Below are 14,556 nucleotides of genomic sequence, written 5' to 3'. Positions count from 1 at the left end.
GTTATCGGCTCAGATGCGACATCGACAGGAGTCGAGATGAGCAGATCGGTCGACGAGCACGCCCGTGAGGTCGCGGCGATGATCTCGCGTGCCGCGCACCGGCGAGCGCAGGACCGACCCGTCGAGCAGCCCGTGACCGCCGCCCTCTCCGGCCGACTCGCGGCACCCGCCGTCTCCCGTCTCGACGTCCCCGGGTTCGACAACAGCCAGATGGACGGGTTCGCCGTGCATGCGGCCGACCTGGCGCGCGCGGGAGAGGCTCCGGTGGCTCTGCCGACCGTCGCGCACGTCGTCGCGGGCGATGCCGCTCCCCCGCGACTCGCTCCCGGCACCGTCGCACCGATCATGACCGGCGCGCCGCTGCCCCCGGGCGCGAACGCCGTCGTCCCGGTGGAGAGGACGCGGTCCGGTGAGTTCGGACCCGTCGACGGAGGCGCCCTCGTCGAGTTCACCGAGCCCGTCGCGTCCGGCACGTTCGTCCGAGGACGCGGCACCGACGTCCGGGAAGGCGAGGCCGTCCTGGAGGCCGGCACTCCCCTGCACCCCGCGGCTGTCGGCGCCCTGGTCGTGGCCGGCATCGACACTGTCGAGGTCGCCCCTGCCCTGAGACTGGCGATCGTCGCCACCGGCGCGGAACTGGTCAGCGGCGCAGTCCCGGACTCGAATTCGCGCGTCCTGCTCGCCCACGCCCACGAGCTCGGGCTGGAGGCGAGCGCACACCTCGTGCCGGACGACCCGGGAGAGCTCGAGGCGCTCCTGGACCGGTTGGCGCCGCAGACCGACCTCATCGTCACGACCGGCGGTGTCAGCGCCGGGACCCGCGAGGTGGTGCGTCAGGTGTTCGAGCCCCGTCCGGGCGCATGGTTCGACCACGTCGCGGTGCAGCCCGGCGGACCCCAGGGCCTGGCGGCGTGGCACCACGACGACCGGGTGGTGCCGGTCGTGTGCCTGCCGGGCAACCCGGTCAGCGTCCTGGTCTCGTTCGAGCTGTTCCTGCGCCCCCCTCTGGCCCGGGCGGCCGGCCGCATCGCCCAGCGCCCGTCCGGGACCGGGCCCTTGGCCGAGCCGCTCACGTCGCCGCCGGGCCGCCTGCAGGTCCGGCGCGGCCGGCTGCAGCCCGACGGCAGCGTGAGTCTCGTCGGTGCGGCAGGATCGCACCTGCCCGTCTCCTACGCGCGGGCCGAGCTGCTGGTCCTCGTGCCCGAGAACGTCACGGCATGCGACGCCGGGGATACCGTGGAGTGGTGGAGGATCGCATGAGTGAGGGAGCCGGCGACGCGGGACTGTCGCACTACCGCGCCGATGGCAGCGCGCACATGGTCGACGTGTCCGGCAAGGCCACGACGCGGCGCGAGGCCAGGGCCTCGGGACGGCTGCGTACGCGTGCCGACGTGGTCGCCCGGATCATGGCCGGCGACCTCCCGAAGGGCGAGGCACTCGCGACGGCCCGGATCGCGGGAATCCTCGCCGCCAAGCAGACGCCGTTCCTCGTGCCGATGTGCCATCCGCTGCCGCTCTCGGCGATCACGATCGACTTCCGCGCCCTGGCGGACGCCGTCCACATCGAGGCGACCGTCGCCACCACCGCGCCCACGGGCGTCGAGATGGAGGCGCTCACCGCGGTCAGCGTCGCCGCGCTGACCTTGTTCGACATGGTCAAGGCCGTCGACGCGACCGCCGTGATCGAGTCGGTCCGCGTCGAGTCCAAGTCGGGCGGCACGCACGACTGGGAACGCGATGACTGAGTCGGCCCGGCGTCGGCTCGGGGTCGTGGTCTCCTCGACGCGTGCCGCGGACGGCCGGCGCGAGGACCTCACGGGACCCCGGATCGCCGACTGGGGACTGGCCCACGGCTTCGACGTCACCGGGCCGCACGTGGTGCCGGACGGTCCCGAGGTCGAGGCCGTGCTGCGCCGACTCGTCGACGAGGGATGCGCTCTGGTGCTGACCACCGGCGGCACCGGCCTCACGGCGGACGACCACGCTCCGGAGGCGACCGCCGCGATCATCGACCGCCCCGCGCCGGGGATCGCCGAGGCGATCCGGGCCCGTGGCCTGCTCACGACGCCGCACGCCGCCCTCTCACGAGGCACGGCTGGCATCAGTGGAACGACCCTGGTGGTCAACCTCGCCGGGTCGACGGGGGCCGTGCGCGAGGGTCTCGAGGTGCTCGAGGGGTTCATCGACCACGCGCTGGAGCAACTCGGTCACGGCCGCGCGTCGGATCGACCGCTGCACACCTGAGGCGGTCGCCGTCGCTCAGGTGCGCTGCAGCAGCAGGACGCTGTCCCGGAGCACGACCTCGTCACCGTTCGGCGCGAACGCGCGCCGGTCACGGACCTCGGCGATCACCGTGCGCCAGGAGTCGGCCGGCAGGTCCAGCATCTGCAGATCGTCCGCCGGCGACGGGAAGTCCGCGGCGTCGACGGGTGCGTGCTCATGCTCGTGGTCATGGGCCCACGGCGGCGCCTCGGCATGGGCGATGACCAACAGGTGCCCGCCCTCGGCGACGCGACCCGCGGCGGACCGTAGGATCCGGGCCCGGTCCAGCCGGACCGGCGACTGCAGGAACGAGGCGGTCACGAGATCGAATCGTCGCGGCGAGGACCAGGTGTCGAGGTCCGCGGCGACCCACGTGACTCGCTCGCTCAGGCCGGCACGCTCGGCGGCCACCTCGGCCCGGGCCAGGGCCGTCGGCGAGATGTCGATGCCGGTGACGTCCCACCCCCGCTCGGCCAGCCACAGGGCGTCCCCGCCCTCTCCCGCACCGAGGTCCAGAGCCGTGCCCGGCGTCAGGTCGGCAGCGACCCGTGCCAGCGCGACGTTCACGTGACCGGACCAGACTCCGTCGCGGGAACTGTACGTCCGCTCCCAGTGGGCGAAGACCTCATCCGCCTCAGCGGGATCCATCGCCGACCATTCGTTCACGGGTATCAACCTACCCGCCCGGGTTCGGTGGGACCCGTGATGTCGCGAGACCATCCGGCCTCCGTGACCAACACCACGCCGTGCCCGCGCAACTCGCGCAGGGCCCGATGGACCGCGACGGGACTGAGACGCAGTGCCGAGGCGATCTGCCCGGCCGGCTGCGGTTCCGCCTCGAGCCGCACCCAGACCCGCCGCGCGGCCGGGCCCACGTGCGGCAGCCCGTCGTCGACCAGGCCGAACGTGTCGGCCACGACGTCGCGGCCCGAGGTGACGAGCAGCGCCTTGCCCTCGCGGATTGCCCGATGCGTCCCACAGGACGCCTGCGCCGTGATCGGTCCAGGGACCGCCATGGTCGTGCGTCCCAGCTGGTCGGCCCAGTGCAGCGTGTTGAGCGATCCGCTGCGCCCGGCCGCCTCCACGACCACCACCCCGACGCTCAGGGCCGCGATGATCCGGTTGCGTACGAGGAAGCGGTGCCGCTGCGGTTGCGCGCCGGGCGGGAACTCACTGATCACGAGGCCCTCCTCCGCGATGCGTCGCAGCAGTGCGGCGTGGGCGCGCGGGTAGTCGACGTCGACGCCGCAGGCCATCACCGCGACGGTGGGACCACCGCCGAGCAGGGCGCCGCGGTGGGCGCACGCATCGATCCCGAAGGCAGCGCCGCTGATGACGGCGTGACCCTGGTCGGCGCAGTCGGCGGCGATGTCGCTGGCGGCCTCGGCCCCGTACGTCGTGCACCCACGTGCCCCGACGACCGCGATCGGTGCCGAGGCGATCGACGTGAGGTCACCGCCGCCGCGAACCCACAGCCCCAACGGGGCCCCGGTGACCTGTCCGATGCCCTCGAGCTGGTCGAGGTCATCCAGGGCCACGGGCCATCCCGGCGAACCCGGGACGACCCACCGCGCCCCGACCACGTCGGCCCGGCGCAGGGCGGCGTCCGCCTGCCGCGGCGCGGCCGCCGCGCCGTCATGCCACCGGTCCGGGATCTCGGCGCCACCGCGCACGACTGACTGCCACAGCTCGAGGGGGTCGCATCGCTCGCGCCACGTCACGAGCCGGGGATCGCCCGCCTCAGCCACGAGCGAGAGCATCATCGCGGCGCGGGCGGGACTCCTGGTCACGCGGCCTCCAGGAGTCGCGCGACGTCTCCGCCGATCGGGCTGCCCCGGCGCAGGTCCAGCGCCGTCTGCACGTCGTCGATCGTCGGCCGGTCGTGGCCGCACAGGTCGGCGATGCTCCAGGCGAGCCGCAGGACCCGATCGGCTGAGCGCGGGGTGACCTTGTGCCCGCGCACCTGGTGCTCGAGCAACCGGGTTCCCTCCACCTCGGCCGGCCACCCCTTGCGCAGATCCACTCCGGGGACGGCCGCGTTGACGCGCCACGGGGTGCCCATCAGACGACGCCGCTGACGAGCGCGGGCCTCGGCGACCCGAGCCGCCAGGTCTGCCATCGCGGGACGGGCGCCGAGTCCGTGGACGAGCTCGCGCCGCGACGGCTCGACCAGGGTGCGGTGGATGTCGATCCGGTCGCGGATCGGCCCGGACAGGCGATCGGCGTACCGACGGCGGGTGGCCGCCGAGCACTCACACCGCTGCATAACCGATCCGGCGTGTCCGCACGGACACGGGTTGGTGGCCAGGACGAGTTGGAAGCGAGCCGGGAACACCGCCGTCTGAGCCGAGCGCGAGACCACGACCAGTCCGCTCTCGAGCGGCTGGCGCAGCGCCTCGAGCACGTTGATGGCGAACTCGGGAGCCTCGTCGAGGAACAGCACCCCGTGATGGGCCAACGACATGGCACCGGGGCGGACCACGCGACTCCCGCCGCCCACCACCGCTGCGGCGCTGGCCGTGTGGTGGGGCTCGAGGAACGGGGGCCGGATGAGCATGGGCACGTCCGACGGCAGCACGCCGGCCAGCGAGTGCAGCGCACTGACCTCGAGGGAGTCCTCCGGCTCGAGATCGGGCAGCAGCGCGGGCAAGCGCTGCGCCAGCATCGTCTTACCGACACCGGGCGGCCCCGTGAGGAGCAGGTGGTGGCCACCGCTGGCGGCGATGACCGTGGCCAGGCAGGCGTCGTCCTGACCGACCACATCGGTCAGGTCGAGCCGACCGGACGGGATCACCCGGCTCCAGGCGGCATCGGCGGACTCGTCCAAGGGCGGCACCGGCGGATCGTCCGGCTCCTCCTCGCCGCGCAGCATCGCGACGACCTGGCGCAGTGAGCGCACCCCGACCACCTCGATGGCGGGCACGAGACGTGCCTCGGCGAGGTTGGACTCGGGGACGAAGACCCGCTCGAAACCGGCCTCGGCCGCGGCGAGCGTGGCCGGCAGGACACCGCGGACCGCCCGCAGTCGTCCGTCGAGCGCCAACTCACCGAGGAACACGGTGCGCGCCAACCCCTCGGTCGGTACGACCGACTTGGCGACGAAGACCCCCAGACCCATCGCGAGGTCGTAGTGCGGACCGCTCTTGGGCAGGTTCGACGGCGCGAGGTTGATCGTGACGCGCGTGTCGGGCCACGCCGTCCCGGAGTTCACGACGGCGGAGCGCACCCGGTTGCGGGCCTCGCTGACGGTCGTGTCGGCCAGGCCCACCACGACGGTGGCGGAGAGGCCCGAGGCGATGTCCACCTCGACCTCGACGGGTCGACCCGCGAGGCCGTCGAGCGCGATCGATGCGATGGCCGCCATCAGGCCACCCCGGCGATGCGCTCGACCTGCGGTCCCCCGCTGCGCGGCACCCACACCGTCACGACGTCGATGCGGACGCCGTCCGGGTGGACCTGGTGCAGGTCCAGCCACCGCGAGAGCGAGCGCCGCAACTGGGTGAGCTTGCGATCGGTCACCGACTCGAGGGCCGTGCCGTGACTCGTGCTGGTCCGGGTCTTGACCTCGCACACCACGAGCGTGTCCCCGTCGCGGGCGACGATGTCGATCTCGCCGTGGTGGCAGGTCCAGTTGCGGGCCAGGATCACCATGCCGAGACCCCGGAGGTGGTCCGCGGCGATGCGTTCGCCGTAGGCACCGAGGGCTTGGTTGCGCGCGTAGGTCATGGGGCGAGCCTTCCGGCTCGGCGCGACCCCGAGAAGGCTCCGCGGAGGGCCTGTGGACACGCTGGACCCGGGCCACGGGACTGTGGACGGACCTCAGGGGTCGGAGGATTCCGCGACGACCTCACCGTCGCGGTAGCGCTCGGACAGGATCCGGTACGCCCGGGTCCCGAAGGCCGCCAGCGCCAGGAACACCATGACCAGGCCCGCGAACCAGAAGATCAGCGCGATCCCCCGTGCGTCGCCGTGGCCCACGAGCCACGCCCACTGCTGCGCTCCGGTGTCGGAGTCGAGGTGGGGAATGACCCAGAACTCGGCGATCGGCGCAACGAGGAACGACGTGACCGGAGCGGCGGCCGCCTCGAAGGCCTGCGCGAATCCGAAGACACGCCCCTGACTGCGGAACGGCACGACCCGCTGGATGATCGTCTGCTCGGCGGCCTCGACAGCCGGTACCAGCAGCAGGAACAGCCAGATGCCGCCGATGCACAGCCACGGCCACTCGCGCAGGGTGAACGTCGCGTTGATGACCCCCATCGCGACCAGCACCCACAGCATCGTGCGCAGCGGGTTGGCGCCCAGTCCCCACCGGGCGATCACCAGACCGCCGAGGATGAACCCGGTCGAGGCCAGTCCGAAGATGAGCCCCCACTGCTCGACGGTGAAGAGCGTGAGCCCGTACGGGTCCATGAGTGCCATGAAGACGCCCGAGACCAGGTTGTTGAAGGTGGTCAGGACGATGAGCGCGAACAGCCCTGGCACGAGCGCGATGGCCGCGAGCGCACCCCGCACGTCCACCGTCGGGACCGCGTCCGCCGCGAACTCGGGACGGTCCTCCGCGATCTGCACGAAGAACAGGTGCACCAGCGTCGCGATCGTCAGGACGTTGGCGATCAGCAGCGTCCACCCCATGCCCAGCTGACCGATCGCCAGCCCGCTGAAGACGCTGGTGACGATGAAGGCGATGCCCTGCACCGTGCCCACCAGCCCGTTGGCCCGGTCCCGGCGGTCCTGCGGGACCAGCAGGGTCACGAGGGTCGACAGTGCGATGTTGCGCATGCTCTCGACGACCGAGCCGAACAGCACGATGCCGGCGAACAGCCAGAACCACGGACCGGACATGTCGACGATGGCTCCGGGCCCGACCACCGCGTAGAGCGCCCCGGCCGCGGCGAAGGACGCCATGGTGACGAGGCTCGAGCCGACCAGCACGGCGCGCTTGCGATGGCGGTCGACCAACGTGCCGAAGAGCATCGCGAAGAGCGCCAGCATCAGCATGTAGGCGCCCCCGACGATGCCGGTGGCCAGGACCGACCGCGTCTCGAGGTAGACCCAGAAGGTCAGGGCGAACCACAGGAAGCTCGTCGTGACGTTGGCGACGAGGGTGTTCACCAGGACGTGGGCGAACGTCCGCGCGCCGTCGGGGGCCGCGGTGGGTGCTGACGACATGGCCGTCAGGAGGGAGGGAGCTTGACGTCGGAGTCCTGGAGCTCCTCGACGTTGACGTCCTTGAACGTCAGCACCTTGACGTTCTTGGCGAAGCGGGCCGGACGGTAGATGTCCCACACCCAGGCGTCGGCCATGGTCACCTCGAAGTAGGCGTCACCGGACTCCGACCGCACCTTCACGTCGACCGCGTTGCACAGGTAGAGGCGCCGGTCGGTCTCGACCACGTACTTGAAGATCGACACGACGTCGCGGTACTCGCGGTACAGCGAGAGCTCCATCTCGTTCTCGTACCGTTCCAGGTCCTCGGCGCTCATCCGGCCACCGCCTCTCGCGTCGTGTCGGTCATCGTGACGACCGCTTCGGGTCGTGGCTCGCATCCGGGCAACGACCAGGAGCGGCGATGGTGGACCGTCGGTCCGTGCTGCGCGAGCGCAGCGATGTGCTCGGGCGCCGAGTACCCCTTGTTCAGGTGCCAGCCGTACTCGGGGTGCTGGGCCGACAGCTCGACCATCATCGCGTCGCGCGTCGTCTTGGCCAGAATGCTGGCTGCCGCGACGGCGGCGCACCGCATGTCGGCCTTGATCATGGTGATGACCGGCGGCAGGTCGTCGATCAGGTCGGGCGGCCCGAAGAGGGCGGACTGGTCGGGAACGCTGAGGTAGTCGTGGTTGCCGTCCAGGAGCACCGCGTCGGGGCGCACGGTCAGCTGGGCCAGGGCACGGTGGCCGGCCAGTCGCATCGCGGCGATGATGCCGTACTCGTCGATCTCGGCGGGGCTGGCGTGACCGACACCGTGGACCGGTGCCCAGCGGCGGATCTTGGGGACCAGCGCCTCGCGGGCCTGCGGAGTGAGCAGCTTGCTGTCGCGGACGCCCTGCGGTGCGGTGCGGGTGTGCTCGGTCACGACGACCATGCCGATCGTGACCGGGCCGCAGAGTGCTCCGCGCCCGACCTCGTCGCTGCACGCCAGGGCCGTGCGACCCTCGCGCAGCAGCCGGCGCTCGACGCGCAGGGTCGGCGCCGAGGTCACGGAACCTCGTCGAACGCGTTCGAGTCCTTGATCAGTCCGAAGCGATTGAGCGGCCACACCCTCAACCATGCCTTGCCGACCACGTCGTCGTCGGGAATGAACCCTCCCCCGGGCTCACCGAGATGAGCACGGGAGTCGGCCGAGTTCCCGCGGTTGTCGCCCTGGACCCACAGGTAGCCCTTCGGCACCTTGACGTCGAAGGTCTGGTCGGCGTTCATCTCCTGGTCGGCCAGGTAGGGCTCGTCGACCGGCTCGCCGTTGACCGTGGTGCGTCCCTGCTCGTCGCAGCACACGACGCGATCGCCGCCGACGCCGATGACCCGCTTGATCAGGTGTCCACCGGACGGGAAGAGCCCCACGACCTCGAGGGCACGCTGCACGCCGTTGGACGACTCGTCGACATCGGGGCCCAGCCAGTTGCCCGGGTCGCGGAAGACGACGATGTCGCCCCGCTCGGGACCGCCGGACCAGTAGGACCACTTCTCGACCAGGAGCTTGTCGTCCTGGACCATCGTCGGGACCATCGAGTCCGACGGGATGTAGAACGCTTGGAAGAAGAAGGTCTTGACGATCAGCGCCAGGACCAGGGCCGTGGCGACCAGGAGGAGGGATTCCTGCCACAACGGCAGTTGACGTTTCTCCTCGGGCACCAGATGAGCCTACCGGCTGGGCGGAAGCGAACCGGGCAACGGGGGCCGCGTCACGGACGCGGTACGCGCTCGAACGCGTCGGTGCCCCCGACCCCTCCGAAGCGGTCCAGCGGCCAGACCCGCCACCACAGTCGGCCGACCACCAGATCGACAGGCACGAAGCCCTCGCCGGCGTCGTCGACGTGCAGGCGCGAGTCCTTGGAGTTCCCCCGGTTGTCCCCCTGGACCCAGAGCCGCCCGCGCGGAACAGTGACCTGGAACGTCCGCTCGGCGTTGTCCTGCGCATCGGCCAGGTAGGGCTCGTCGACCGGCTCCCCGTTGACCAGGGTGCGGCCCTCGGCGTCGCAGCACCGCACCTCGTCACCGGCGACGCCGATGACGCGCTTGACCAGGTGTCCGCCGGCCGGCGACAGACCGACCGCCTGCAGCGCTCGTTGCCACGGCGAGGGCGGATCGACGTCGGTGAGCCACTGCCCCGGGTCCTTGAACACGACGACGTCGCCGCGCTGGGGCTCCCCCGCCCAGTACGACCACTTCTGGACGACGATCTTGTCCTGCTCGGCCAGCGTCGGGACCATCGAGCTCGACGGAATGACGAACGCCTGGAAGAGCAACGCCTTCACGACCAGCGCGAGCACCAGGGTGGCCACGACGAAGAGCGGGACCTCGAGCCACCACGGCACACGTCGCCCGCGGGAGGTCTCGTCGGTCACGCCGAGATCCTAGCCAGCGAACGGCAACGACCCCGCTCCTGGACAGGAACGGGGTCGTCGCGGAGACGGGAGATCAGATCTCGCGCTTCTCCTTGATCTTGGCGGCCTTGCCGCGCAGGTTGCGCAGGTAGTACAGCTTGGCGCGACGGACGTCGCCGCGGCTGAAGATCTCGATCTTCTCGATCACGGGCGAGTGGAGCGGGAACGTACGCTCGACGCCGACGCCGAAGCTGACCTTGCGGACGGTGAAGGTACGGCCGATGCCCGAGCCCTGCACCTTGATGCAGACGCCCTGGAACATCTGGACGCGCGAGCGGTTGCCCTCGACGATGTTGACGTGCACCTTGAGGGTGTCGCCCGCCCGGAACTCGGGGATGTCGTCACGCTTGCTCTGCGCTGCGATCTGGTCGATGACGTTCGTCATGTTCTCTCCTCGCCGGTGCCACAAGTCACCTGGCGGATGTCGGTGTTGCTCGAAGAATTCGGGTGGTGCGCTGAGGAGACTCCCTCGTGGCAGAGTCGACCGGCACCAGCAGTCAATGATGCCACAGCGCCCCGCCCCCGAGGAAATCGGGGACGGGGCGCCGGTGACACGTGATCAGTCGAACTTGTAGGCGGCGCCGCCGTGCAGGATGTTGTCCAGACCGGCGACCTCCTCCTCCTCCGTGACGCGGAAGCCGACCGTGGCGTCGATGGCCTTGCCGAGGCCGAAGGCCACCGCGAAGGAGAACACCGCGACGAAGACGGCCGGGATGATCTGCGCGATCAGCTGGTCGAGGTCGCCGCCGGTGAACAGGCCCGTGTCCGTGGCGAAGAAGCCCAGGTACAGGCAGCCGATGAAGCCGGCCACCAGGTGCAGGCCGACCACGTCGAGCGAGTCGTCGTAGCCGAGCTTGTACTTGAGGTCGATCGCGAAGCAGCAGACCGCACCGGCGAACAGGCCCAGGACGATGGCCCAGAACGGCGTCAGGTTGGCGGCGGACGGCGTGATCGCGACCAGGCCGGCGACGATGCCCGAGGCGGCGCCGACGGCGGTCGGCTTCCCGTCCTTGAAGTGCTCGACGACGATGTAGCCCAAGATGCCCGCTGCCGGAGCGGCGATCGTGTTGAGGAAGATGATCGCGGCGGTGTTGACGTCGACGGCGGCACCGGTGTTGAAGCCGAACCAGCCGAACCACAGGATCGCAGCGCCGATGAGGACCAGCGGAACGTTGTGCGGCTCGGCGTCCGCCTTGCTGAAGCCGACCGTGCGCTTGCCGAGCACGAGCGCCAGGGCGAAGGCCGCGGCGCCGGCGCTGATGTGGACGACCGTGCCACCGGCCCAGTCGATCGGGACCGCGTCACCGATCTCGAGCGTGCCGATCCAACCGGTGAGTCCGTCGTCGTCGAAGCCCCACACCCAGCCCTGCGACGGGAAGTAGACGATCGTGGCCCACAGACCGGAGAAGAGCATCCACGGGAAGAACCGCGCGCGGTCGGCGACGGCACCCGAGATCAGCGCGGTCGTGATCACGGCGAAGGTCGAGCCGAAGGCCACACCGGCCAGACCGGACGCGCCGTCACTGGTCGCGAGGTCCTGCAGGGCGAAGTCCGAGAACGGGTTCGCCAGCCAGCCGTCGATGAGGTCGGACTCGCCGGCCGAGCCCATGTTGAAGCCGTAGAGGATCCACAGCACGAAGACCAAGCCCATGGCGCCGAAGCTCAGCATCATCATCGAGATGACGCTCTGGGCCTTGACGAGGCCGCCGTAGAAGAACGCCAGACCCGGCGTCATGAAGAGAACAAGGGCTGCGCAGATCAGCAGCCAAATCGTCCCGGGTTCCATATCAACCTCTTCGCAGTAGGTAACACGTGGAAAGCGCCGGGGCTCCCTTGCCGTGGCGCGTCACCGATACTGCTCACCTGCGATTACGTGACGGCACCTCAGCCGTTACGAGCGTGTTACCCGAGGTCGTCGCGTGTTAAATCGGGGCGACGTTGCTGCGTCCTGAGTTGCGACTGCTCACGCCGCCACGCAGCGATGCGGCCGTGATCGCCCGACAGGAGGATCTCGGGCACGTCCAGGCCGCGCCAGTGGGAGGGCTTGGTGTACACCGGGTACTCGAGCAGGCCGTCGGCGTGCGACTCCTCGGCCAGCGACTCGGGGTTGCCCATGAACCCCGGCAGCAGGCGCACGACGGCCTCGATGATGGCCAGTGCGGCCACCTCTCCCCCGTTGACGACGAAGTCGCCCAGGGAGATCTCACGGACCTGCCACCGCGTGGCGGCGTGGTCGATGACCCGCTGGTCGATGCCCTCGTACCGGCCACACGCGAACACGAGGTGCTCGGCGCCGGACAGCTGCACGGCATCGGCGTGGGTGAACGGGGCGCCCGACGGCGTGGGGACGATCAGCACGGCCTCGTCGGTGCACACGGCGTCGAGGGCTTCGCCCCACGGCTCGGGGCGCATGACCATGCCGGCGCCACCGCCGTACGGGGTGTCGTCGACGGTGCGGTGACGGTCGTGAGTCCAGTCGCGCAGGTCGTGGGCGCGGAAGTCGACCAGTCCGGAACGCCGCGCCTTGCCCGGCAGGGACAGGTCCAGCGGCGAGAAGTAGTCGGGGAAGATCGAGAGCGCGTCGATGCGCACTAGCGGACCTCGTCCGCTTCCTCGGGGTTCAACAACCCGGGACGGTCCTCGACCGTCACGGTGCCGGCCTCGAGATCGACCTCGGGCACGAGGGCCTCGACGAAGGGCACCTGGACGGTGCGTCCGTCCAGATCGAGCACCAGGGTGTCGTGGGCCGGCAGGTGCAGGACCTCGACGACCGTGCCGATCGTCTCGCCCGCGACGACGACCGACAGCCCCAGGAGCTGACGGTCGTAGTAGGCGTCCTCGTCCTCGGGGATCTCATCGGGGTCGACCTCGACCTCGAGGATCGCCCCGTGCAGGCCCTCGGCCGCGGTGCGGTCGGGGACCTCGGCGAACGTGACCAGCAGGCGGCCGGAGTGCTCGCGGCTGGCGGTGATCGTCAGCTCGCCACCACGACACAGGACCGACGAGCCCGGGGCGAAACGCCGGTCGGGCTCGTCGGTCCTGGGATCGACGGTGACGTCGCCACGGATCCCGTGGGCACGGCCGATACGGCCGACGACGACTCTCATCTCGGGTTCAGCTGCGCCGGTCGACGTCCACGAAGTCGATCCGCGCGCCGTCGGCACCGGCGATGGCCGATGCGACGGTGCGGATCGCCGTGGCCGTGCGGCCCTGGCGACCGATGACCTTGCCGAGGTCGTTCGGGTTGACCCGAACCTCGAACAGCTCGCCGCGTCGCGTCTGCTTGGGGCGGACGCTGACCTCGTCGGGGTTGTCGACGATGCCGGCGACGAGGTGCTCGACGACCTCCTGCATGGGTGCGGCCATGATCAGGCCTCGTCGGCCTTCGTGTCCGCGGCGGGGGTCTCCTCGGCCGGGGTCTCCTCGGCCTTGGTCTCCTCGGCGGGGGCGTCGTCAGCCTTGGCCTCGGACTTCTTGGCCTTGGTGGTGGCCGACTTCTTCGGCTCGGCGTGCAGGTCCTTCAGAGCAGCGTTGAAGAGCTCGGCCTTGTCGGCCTTCGGCTCGGGCTGCTTGAGGGTCGACTCGCCACCGATGTCACCGGTGAGCTTGAGGATCGCCGCGACGGCCTCGGTCGGCTGGGCGCCGACGCCGAGCCAGTACTGGGCGCGCTCGGTGTCGACGTTGATCGTCGACGGATCGGTCTTGGGGTTGTACGTGCCGATCTCCTCGATGACGCGACCGTCACGCTTGGTGCGGCTGTCGGCGACGACGATGCGGTAGAACGGCGTGCGGATCTTGCCCATCCGCTTGAGGCGAATCTTGACTGCCACGAGTGTGGTGTCTCCTTGGTGTGTTGAGCTGTGGTGACGGCGACCCGACATGTGGGGCATGCCCGGTCTTCATCGAGGGCCGGGGTCGGCGGGTGAGAGGGCCACACCGATTCCGGACGCAATCACTCATTCTGCCAGACAGGGCAGCCGTGATCCAATCCGGCTCACGCGCAGGCGGCCGGTGCCACCCGCGCGCCCCTCCTCACTGCTGCGCGAGGGCGACGATGTGGTCGATGACCTGGTCGAGCGTGAGGTCCGTGCCGTCCACGACGACGGCGTCGTCGGCCTGCGCCAGGGGCGAGGCGGCGCGGTTGGAGTCGATCGCGTCACGGCGGGCCAGGGCCTCGCGCATCGCATCGGCGTCCTCGACCCCGAGCTCGGCGGCACGCCGCTTCGCCCGGGCGACAGGGTCGGCCACGAGGTAGATCTTCAGGCCGGCGTCCGGCGCGACGACGGTGCCGATGTCGCGACCCTCGACGACGATGCCCCCGGTCGCCCGGGCGATCGCCTCGCGCTGCAGCGACACGAGGAGCTCGCGCACCTCGGGAACCGTCGCGACGGGGCTCACCGCCGAGGTGACCTCGTCCCCGCGGATGGGGCCGGACACGTCCACACCGTCGGCGGCGATCGTCGGGCCGGCAGGGTCCGTGCCCGAGGTCAGGACGACCTCGTGGGCCGCCGCAGCGACGGCATCGGCGTCGTGGACGTCCACCCCGCGCTGGAGCAGCGCCCAGGTCATGGCGCGGTACATCGCACCGGTGTCCAGGTACGCGTAGCCCAGCCGCGAGGCGACCCCGCGGGAGGTGCTGGACTTGCCGGACCCGGAGGGGCCGTCGATGGCGATGACGTCGGTCATGGAT

At 70.7% G+C, this 14,556-nt stretch carries 19 protein-coding genes; 3 read left to right on the top strand and 16 right to left on the bottom strand.

Translation table 11 applies throughout. The features are described 5' to 3' along the window. Positions 1-36: 36 nt before the first annotated feature. Genes glp through GL325_RS00170 form a run of 3 tightly spaced genes read left to right on the top strand, consistent with a single transcriptional unit; the run spans position 37 to position 2,244 of the window. Entirely contained in the window at positions 37-1,260 is a 1,224-nt protein-coding gene (gene glp / locus GL325_RS00180; protein ID WP_187768254.1) for a gephyrin-like molybdotransferase Glp, read from the top strand. Continuing rightward, on the top strand, positions 1,257-1,745 hold the full coding sequence (gene moaC / locus GL325_RS00175; RefSeq protein WP_154594710.1) for a cyclic pyranopterin monophosphate synthase MoaC: 489 nt from the start codon (positions 1,257-1,259) through the stop codon (positions 1,743-1,745). Before glp ends, moaC begins: the two co-directional genes overlap by 4 nt. Continuing rightward, entirely contained in the window at positions 1,738-2,244 is a 507-nt protein-coding gene (locus GL325_RS00170) for a molybdenum cofactor biosynthesis protein B (protein ID WP_187768253.1), read from the top strand. The genes moaC and GL325_RS00170 overlap by 8 nt, the downstream gene beginning before the upstream one ends. A 15-nt stretch (positions 2,245-2,259) precedes the next feature. On the opposite strand, the gene GL325_RS00165 is transcribed toward GL325_RS00170, so the two are convergent. From GL325_RS00165 to cmk, 16 genes are all read right to left on the bottom strand, one after another. Beyond that, a complete protein-coding gene (locus tag GL325_RS00165; protein ID WP_222865759.1) occupies positions 2,260-2,928 on the bottom strand; it encodes a bifunctional 2-polyprenyl-6-hydroxyphenol methylase/3-demethylubiquinol 3-O-methyltransferase UbiG in 669 nt (222 codons plus the stop codon). A 5-nt stretch (positions 2,929-2,933) separates the two neighbouring features. Then, positions 2,934-4,052 (bottom strand): DNA-processing protein DprA, encoded by a 1,119-nt coding sequence (gene dprA, locus GL325_RS00160; protein WP_187768252.1) that lies wholly within the window; start codon positions 4,050-4,052, stop codon positions 2,934-2,936. Further along, complete coding sequence (locus tag GL325_RS00155) at positions 4,049-5,626, bottom strand: YifB family Mg chelatase-like AAA ATPase (protein WP_187768251.1); 1,578 nt, start codon at positions 5,624-5,626, stop codon at positions 4,049-4,051. Before GL325_RS00155 ends, dprA begins: the two co-directional genes overlap by 4 nt. Continuing rightward, on the bottom strand, positions 5,626-5,988 hold the full coding sequence (locus tag GL325_RS00150; protein WP_154594707.1) for a YraN family protein: 363 nt from the start codon (positions 5,986-5,988) through the stop codon (positions 5,626-5,628). The genes GL325_RS00155 and GL325_RS00150 overlap by 1 nt, the downstream gene beginning before the upstream one ends. A 93-nt stretch (positions 5,989-6,081) precedes the next feature. Next, the gene (locus tag GL325_RS00145; protein ID WP_187768250.1) at positions 6,082-7,434 is read right to left on the bottom strand and encodes an MFS transporter; all 1,353 of its coding nucleotides are present in this window, start codon (positions 7,432-7,434) and stop codon (positions 6,082-6,084) included. 5 nt (positions 7,435-7,439) lie between these two features. Beyond that, positions 7,440-7,748 (bottom strand): DUF2469 domain-containing protein, encoded by a 309-nt coding sequence (locus GL325_RS00140; protein ID WP_154594705.1) that lies wholly within the window; start codon positions 7,746-7,748, stop codon positions 7,440-7,442. After that, positions 7,745-8,464, bottom strand: a complete 720-nt coding sequence (locus tag GL325_RS00135) for a ribonuclease HII (RefSeq protein WP_255955256.1) — start codon at positions 8,462-8,464, stop codon at positions 7,745-7,747. The genes GL325_RS00140 and GL325_RS00135 overlap by 4 nt, the downstream gene beginning before the upstream one ends. Beyond that, complete coding sequence (lepB, locus tag GL325_RS00130) at positions 8,461-9,114, bottom strand: signal peptidase I (RefSeq protein WP_255467025.1); 654 nt, start codon at positions 9,112-9,114, stop codon at positions 8,461-8,463. Before lepB (GL325_RS00130) ends, GL325_RS00135 begins: the two co-directional genes overlap by 4 nt. Before the next feature lie 50 nt (positions 9,115-9,164). Beyond that, complete coding sequence (gene lepB, locus GL325_RS00125) at positions 9,165-9,827, bottom strand: signal peptidase I (RefSeq protein ID WP_187768248.1); 663 nt, start codon at positions 9,825-9,827, stop codon at positions 9,165-9,167. A gap of 73 nt (positions 9,828-9,900) precedes the next feature. Then, positions 9,901-10,251, bottom strand: coding sequence for a 50S ribosomal protein L19 (gene rplS / locus GL325_RS00120; RefSeq protein ID WP_154594702.1), 351 nt, complete (start codon positions 10,249-10,251; stop codon positions 9,901-9,903). A 174-nt stretch (positions 10,252-10,425) separates the two neighbouring features. Next, positions 10,426-11,652 (bottom strand): ammonium transporter, encoded by a 1,227-nt coding sequence (locus tag GL325_RS00115; protein WP_154594701.1) that lies wholly within the window; start codon positions 11,650-11,652, stop codon positions 10,426-10,428. A 116-nt stretch (positions 11,653-11,768) separates the two neighbouring features. After that, a complete protein-coding gene (gene trmD / locus GL325_RS00110) occupies positions 11,769-12,458 on the bottom strand; it encodes a tRNA (guanosine(37)-N1)-methyltransferase TrmD (RefSeq protein ID WP_187411415.1) in 690 nt (229 codons plus the stop codon). Continuing rightward, on the bottom strand, positions 12,458-12,973 hold the full coding sequence (gene rimM / locus GL325_RS00105) for a ribosome maturation factor RimM (protein WP_154594700.1): 516 nt from the start codon (positions 12,971-12,973) through the stop codon (positions 12,458-12,460). The genes trmD and rimM overlap by 1 nt, the downstream gene beginning before the upstream one ends. A 7-nt stretch (positions 12,974-12,980) precedes the next feature. Then, positions 12,981-13,232 (bottom strand): RNA-binding protein, encoded by a 252-nt coding sequence (locus GL325_RS00100; RefSeq protein ID WP_154594699.1) that lies wholly within the window; start codon positions 13,230-13,232, stop codon positions 12,981-12,983. Positions 13,233-13,234: 2 nt separating this feature from the next. Continuing rightward, positions 13,235-13,696 (bottom strand): 30S ribosomal protein S16, encoded by a 462-nt coding sequence (gene rpsP / locus GL325_RS00095; protein WP_187411416.1) that lies wholly within the window; start codon positions 13,694-13,696, stop codon positions 13,235-13,237. A 202-nt stretch (positions 13,697-13,898) separates the two neighbouring features. Next, on the bottom strand, positions 13,899-14,552 hold the full coding sequence (gene cmk / locus GL325_RS00090; RefSeq protein WP_154594698.1) for a (d)CMP kinase: 654 nt from the start codon (positions 14,550-14,552) through the stop codon (positions 13,899-13,901). Between the last annotated feature and the right edge of the window lie 4 nt (positions 14,553-14,556).

The sequence above is a fragment of the Aeromicrobium sp. 636 genome (genome assembly GCF_024433585.1).
Lineage (GTDB): Bacteria > Actinomycetota > Actinomycetes > Propionibacteriales > Nocardioidaceae > Aeromicrobium > Aeromicrobium senzhongii.
Note: the sequence above shows the minus strand (reverse complement) of the source record. Positions and strands in the feature narration are given on the sequence as shown.